The sequence below is a fragment of the Mycobacterium sp. genome (assembly GCF_035603715.1).
In the GTDB taxonomy this organism is placed as follows: Bacteria; Actinomycetota; Actinomycetes; order Mycobacteriales; family Mycobacteriaceae; genus Mycobacterium.
The window spans coordinates 1-5,968 of record NZ_DATNJW010000414.1 but is presented as its reverse complement, the minus strand read 5'-3'; the positions used below and the strand labels follow the sequence as shown (position 1 = coordinate 5,968).

At 66.1% G+C, this 5,968-nt stretch carries 8 protein-coding genes; 5 read left to right on the top strand and 3 right to left on the bottom strand.

The genetic code is table 11. From position 1 onward, the window contains the following. From VN856_RS17095 to VN856_RS17085, 3 genes are all read right to left on the bottom strand, one after another. Positions 1-884 (bottom strand): DUF222 domain-containing protein (locus VN856_RS17095; protein WP_325691091.1); only part of this gene is annotated, 884 nt, incomplete at its 3' end. A gap of 102 nt (positions 885-986) precedes the next feature. After that, complete coding sequence (locus VN856_RS17090; RefSeq protein WP_325691089.1) at positions 987-1,676, bottom strand: hypothetical protein; 690 nt, start codon at positions 1,674-1,676, stop codon at positions 987-989. 57 nt (positions 1,677-1,733) lie between these two features. Next, positions 1,734-3,050 (bottom strand): aminotransferase class I/II-fold pyridoxal phosphate-dependent enzyme, encoded by a 1,317-nt coding sequence (locus tag VN856_RS17085; protein WP_325691087.1) that lies wholly within the window; start codon positions 3,048-3,050, stop codon positions 1,734-1,736. Between the two features lie 38 nt (positions 3,051-3,088). Here VN856_RS17085 and VN856_RS17080 point away from each other — a divergent pair, with 38 nt between their 5' ends. The 5 genes from VN856_RS17080 to VN856_RS17060 form a co-directional block, all read left to right on the top strand. After that, on the top strand, positions 3,089-3,757 hold the full coding sequence (locus tag VN856_RS17080; protein WP_325691085.1) for a pyridoxamine 5'-phosphate oxidase family protein: 669 nt from the start codon (positions 3,089-3,091) through the stop codon (positions 3,755-3,757). Positions 3,758-3,771: 14 nt separating this feature from the next. After that, the gene (locus VN856_RS17075; RefSeq protein ID WP_325691083.1) at positions 3,772-4,230 is read left to right on the top strand and encodes an SRPBCC family protein; all 459 of its coding nucleotides are present in this window, start codon (positions 3,772-3,774) and stop codon (positions 4,228-4,230) included. Positions 4,231-4,289: 59 nt separating this feature from the next. Further along, complete coding sequence (locus VN856_RS17070) at positions 4,290-5,249, top strand: DUF4129 domain-containing protein (protein WP_325691081.1); 960 nt, start codon at positions 4,290-4,292, stop codon at positions 5,247-5,249. After that, the gene (locus VN856_RS17065) at positions 5,246-5,728 is read left to right on the top strand and encodes a hypothetical protein (protein ID WP_325691079.1); all 483 of its coding nucleotides are present in this window, start codon (positions 5,246-5,248) and stop codon (positions 5,726-5,728) included. The genes VN856_RS17070 and VN856_RS17065 overlap by 4 nt, the downstream gene beginning before the upstream one ends. 31 nt (positions 5,729-5,759) lie before the next feature. After that, positions 5,760-5,968 (top strand): MoxR family ATPase (locus tag VN856_RS17060; RefSeq protein WP_325691077.1); only part of this gene is annotated, 209 nt, incomplete at its 3' end.

The window sequence follows — 5,968 nt, the reverse complement described above, 5'->3', positions numbered from 1 at the left end:
GCTTTGGCCGCCTGGTCGAGTTCGGCCAGTGTCGTGGTGACGACCACGGTCACCGGATGCCCCCGATGCACACCGAGGCCGCCGGATGCGATGGCGGTCTGCAGGCCGAGTTTCAACGCATCGTGGCAGCGTTGAGCGGGGCTGCGGTCATCGCGTGCCTCGGGACCTTCGTCAGGCTGGTGACGGCCCGGCCGCACCGCGGCCTCGATGGCTTCGAAGTACGCGCGGGCCTCCGGGTCGAGTAATCCGGACAGCCGCGACATGCCGTCGGGCCCTTGCTGGCCGAGGTGCAGCCCGCGCCGACGGGCCCGGTCCTCATCGCTGAACAGGCCGTCGGGATTGAGGTAGTCGGCGATGCGTTGGCCCAACTTCACGACGATTCCGGCATCGACTTTGGTCGCATGCTCGACCAGCGTGCGTTCGGCGGCAGTCGCGTCGGTGGGGGAGACACACCCGGGTAGCAGGTCGATCGCTCGGCATATCGGTCGGATGTGGTCCTCGCCGACAGCGCCGGCCTCGACGGCCGCTGCCAAGTGCGGTAATTCGGGTGGCAGCGACGGTCCGGTCAACGACCGGCGCGGCCGGATCCGCACGGCGAGCTTGAAGCGTCGGCTGATTTCGTTCGGCGTAATCCGCAGTCGCTCCCACAGCACCGATCGCATCTGCGCCATGGACCCGGCTTCGTCAGGAGGGTCGGCGATCTCCGCAAAGATGCGGTACATGAAACCGCGGTTGGCGCGCTCCTGTGTCTCCAGCCGTTCCGCGACTTCGACGCGAAACCTGTTGCCTACCAGATCCGAAGATGTTGCGCGCAGGACGTCATGAGCCGCATCGATCGCATCGAGAGCGGCATTGATCCGCTCGCGGCTGATCGCTGTGTTCATATCTCCAAGTTACGAACCAGCCCGACAATCCTGACCTCAGCAGATGGCGCCAACCCCGACCTGTGGATGAAATCGCAACTGTGGATAACAGGTCACGCCGCTTCAGGCGACGAAGTTGATGGTTACCCCACACAGCGTCGTACTGCGGGTACCGGCATCCGCGGCACGTAGATCCACCGCGCATACCCCGTCACCGCGATCGTCACCGGGTGGAACGAAGCGCAGCACACCTTCCTCGAGGTGTACGTGGTACTCGTCGCCGATTGCGGTCACCGCGCCCCCGATCAACGCCGCCCACCTCTCGGCCGTACTGGCCGGGTGCTCGCACTGCATTGCCACGCCGACAATGTCGGTGACAACCCGGGTTGCGATGTGGTCGCGCCAGTCGGGTCCAGCCCACGGCCAGTCATCCCATTGGTCGCTTTGGTCGACCGACAAAATCGCAGCGCCGACGTCCTTCGGGTGCAAATGTAAGCCGGTGATGTCCGGCCGCGCCGCGGTGAAAACGACTCGTACATTGTGGGTTTCAATACGCCGCCTCATCTCATCGAGATCGTCGACCTGGAGAATAACCATGTACCCGCCATCGCCCTTGCGCTTGTCGAGCTGACGGCCTGCGGTTGTACCTTCCCGCATCGGTGACACCACCTCGAGCACCTTGTCGCCAATAGGGAAGAGCGCGTTCGTGAGACCGAACAACCCGACATCAGGGTCTCGGTAACACAGCTCTACTCCAAGCTCATCGACGATGGCGGCCTCCACCGGCGCCAGATCCGCAGCTACCAAAGCCACCTGTCGAAGTCTCACTCGCATATCCGCGTCCTTTGGGTGAGGTTGCATCACAATAAGTCATACGCTGGCGCGCCCGATCGCATGCACCGCCTCGGCGAGCGCGTCGGCCAGCGGGCCGATGTCGTCGATGTCGATGCTGGAGACGGTGATCCGTATCCCCGGCGGAGTTGCGATCCGGAATCGTGTTCCCGGCGCCGCGGCCCAGCCCGCGCTCAATAGCCGGGTGATCGCCACCGTTTCGTCCGGCACCGGAATCCAGACGTTGAGGCCGGACCGACCGCGAGATGCCACACCGCGATCGGCCAGCGCCGCGTGCAGCAGCTCACGCTTGCGGGTGTAGGCGATTTCGGCGTCCTGCACTCTGCGGGTGGTGGCCTTGTCGCGCCACAAGTTGACCGCGACGTCTTGCAGCAGGTGGCTGATCCAGCCTGGTCCCAATCGCAGCCGCCCGTGAACGCGCTCAACCGTGCGTCGATCGCCGGCCAGCAGTGCGAGTCTCAGGTCTGGCCCGTATGCCTTGGCCGCCGACCGCACGAACGCCCACTGCCGGGTGGCGCCGGCCAGGGTGTGCAACGGTGCGCCGGCGATGCCTGCGCAATGATCGTCTTCGACGAGCAATACGTCGTCGTGGTCAACTAGTAACGCGCGCAACTCTTTTGCCCGCACCGCGGAGACGGCGGCACCGGTCGGGTTCTGGGCACGCGTTGTCACCACGATCGCCCGCACCCCATGGCCCAGCGCGCGGGCGACGTCGGCGGTCAGCGGCCCGTCGTCGTCGACTCTGATGGGCTCAGCCGGAAAGCCCAGCGCGGCAAGCAGATCCAGCAGGTTGGCCCAACCGGGATCTTCGACCGCCACGCGGTCGCCTGGACGCAGCTGGGCGGTGAGCACCCGCTCGATGCCGTCGAGGGCTCCGGCGGTCACGGCGATGTGCCCGGCCGGAACGCCGTCCGCGGTCAGCGACGACTGGGCATACTCCGCCAACTCCGGCGACACGGCCGGGGCGCCGTACAGCACCGGTGTGTTTCGCCGCGAATTGAGCCGAGCGATGGGCAGCAGGGCCGGGTCGGGGTTGCCGCTGGACAGGTCGCGCGTGCCCGGCGGAACAGCGATGCCCCGCAGCGAGCGTGGTGTGGTCGCAGGCCGATCTCGCACCCGGGTGCCGCGCCGGCCCGCCGTCTCGACGGCGCCACGTTCGCGTAGTAGGCGGTAGGCAGCGGCTGCGGTATTCGCGTTGATGCCGAGCTGAGCGGCCAGCTCCCGGATCGGTGGAAGCTCGGTGCCGGGCGCCAGGGCGCCGGTGGAGATGGCCTCTTCGACGTCGGATGCGATCGACTGGGCGCCGGTACCGCGGATCAGGTATTGTTCTGGCACAGAAACAAGTATGTACTAGTGCAAAAGCGGAGGCAACCATGTCTGCAGGATCGGCATACGCACCCACTAGCCGGACCACTCCGACCCGGTATCGCGAGCGCGCCCGCTACGACCGCGCCACTGTTCACGGCATTCTCGACGAGGCCTTGATCTGTCACGTCGGGTTCGTCGGTACCGATGGACCGGTGGTGTTGCCAACCACCCATGCGCGGCTGGGCGAGACGCTCTACCTGCACGGATCCACCGGCAGCGGCCCGATGCTCGCTGCAGCTTCGTCGGATGGCTTGCCCGTCTGCGTCACAGCCACCCTTATCGACGGCGTGGTGTTCGCGCGGTCAGCGATGCACCACTCCATGGAATTCCGGTCGGTGGTCGCCCTCGGCAGTGCGCGCCTGGTGCAGGACACCGAGGAGAAATTGCGCGCGTTCGCGGCGCTGCTCGATCACGTCGCGCCCGGGCGGTCCAGCGACACCAGATCACCCAACGCCCGCGAGCTCGCCGCGACCGCCGTGCTGGCGCTCGATCTCGCCGAGGTGTCCGCCAAGGTGCGTACCGGCGGGCCCGTCGACGACCCGGAAGACACCGAGTTGCCGCACTGGGCGGGCGTCGTGCCGCTCACCCTGCAGGCGGGAACGCCGATCCCCGCCGACGACCTCGATCCGGCGATCCAACTGCCGGCCTACCTTGCGCCGTATCGGCGGGGTTGATCTTTAATTGCTCCATGGCCGATGCCGTTGACGTCCCCATGGTGGTGAGCGCGACCCGCGAGATCGCGGCAAGCGCAGAGCGGATCTTCGAGCTGATTGCCGACCCCTCGCAGCAGCCGCTGTGGGACGGCAATGACAACCTCGTCAAAGCTGAACCTGGGCAACGGATCCGGGCTGTCGGTGAGGTATTCCGGATGGCGCTGACCAGTGACAGCATCCGCGAGAACCACGTCGTCGACTTCGTCGAAGCCCGCAGCATCGCGTGGAATCCATCCGAAGTGGGCCAACCGTCGCCGGGTCATCTGTGGCGCTGGGAGCTTGAGCCGTTGGGCGACGGCCGCACCCGGGTTACCCACACCTACGATTGGTCGCAATTGTCCGATCGGACGCGGCTCCCGGTCGCCCGCGCTATGACCAGCGAGAAGCTTCGGGCCTCCCTGGATCGGCTCGCTGAGTTGGCCGAGCGTCACTGAACTGCACCGATCGCTGGCAGTCCGGGCGGCTTACGTGCCAGGATGGCCAGAAGGCCGCAATGGCGGCAGGCAACCGGTTGAGTGGTGTGCCAATGATGGATAAGGCGACGGGCCGCGTGGTCGCCGTGATCGCGCTCTTGATCGCTATCGCCGCGTCTCTGCGCGGATATCTCCCCGGCGTCGAGCATGCCGGCCAGCAACAACCACCGCACAGTGGTTCATCACTGCTGTATGTTGCGGCCCTACTCACCGTCTCGTTGGTGATCGTGGCTGCCGCGCTGATCGCCCGATTGCGCGATCCGCGCCGCTTCGCGTCGAGCGCCAGTCCGCTGTCGGACCGGTTCTCCGCCGGTCACGGCCGACCGGCCTGGCGAGTGCTGTTGGTCGGGGCGGCGCTTTTGCTGGCATGGCTGATTCTGGTGTGGTTGCTGTCCCAGTTCCTCGGCCCGCATGGAATCGATCAGCCGCAGTCCGCACCTCAGTCCGCCGCGCCGGCGAACAACGCGCCGCGCCCACCCGGCTCGAAGGTCGCCGACACGGATCGTGACGTGTTGCGCTACCTGATCGTCAGCACGGTGGCATTGCTGGCGATGATCGCCGCGGGTGCGATTGTGGCCCGCCGGCGTCGGATCGTCGAACCGAGCAGCTCTGCGCCATCGCCGATCAGCGAACCGATTTCTGCCGCCGCGGCATCCTCCCTGGTGCGGGCCGCCGAAAGCGGTTTGGCCGAGATAGAGGACCCTAGTCACGAACCGCGGCAGGCGATCATCGCCTGCTATGCGGCGATGGAACGCGAACTGCGGCATTTCCCCGGAGCGGCACCGCAGGATTTCGACACTCCGACAGAGGTTTTGGCAAGGGCGGTCGAACACCACGCGCTACACGTCGACAATGCCACTGAGCTGGTGAACCTGTTCGAAGAGGCGCGCTTCAGCCCACACGTGATGACCGAGGAGCATCGGAACAGAGCACTTCGCGTCTTACAGCTGGTTCTCGCCGACATGCGGAGTCCGGTATGAAAAGGCTGATAGCACTTGGAGTATCGCTGGTGCTGAGCGCGGAGCTGGCCGCGATGTCGCTGCACGATCACCGCCTCGTGTTCTGGGCGGCAGGTGCCGCAGTGCTTTTCGCGTTGATCAGCGTGCGCCAGTACCTTGGGCGCGATTTCGAACCGACGCCGTCGACGATCCCGAACGCTCTCGAGGAATCGCTGCGTAGTTGGTTGTCGCGGACTCAGACACTGATTCACCGCTCGGAATCAACCCGTGCCGATTGGGACCGGCATTTGCGCCCAATGCTGGCGCGGCGGTTCGCGATTGCGACGGGACAAAAGCAGGCCAAGGATCCGGCGGCGTTCGATGCCACGGGGCGAACACTTTTCGGCGCCGAGCTGTGGGCGTGGGTGAACCCGAACAATGTTGCGCATACCGGTGCGAGTGAACCCGGGCCGGGCCGCGCGACGCTGGAGGAAATCCTGGAACGGTTGGAGCAGGTATGACAACGGGTAAGCGGCGGATATGACCTCCGCCATGCCGGCAACCACGGCCCGCGCGGCAGCGGTGCTCGACGAGATCGAGCGCGTCGTGGTGGGGAAGCGCTCGGCACTCACGCTCATTCTCACGACGGTGCTCGCAGGTGGGCACGTGTTGATCGAAGATCTGCCCGGCCTGGGTAAAACCCTGATCGCCCGATCCTTCGCCGCGGCGCTCGGGCTGGACTTCACCCGGGTGCAGTTCAC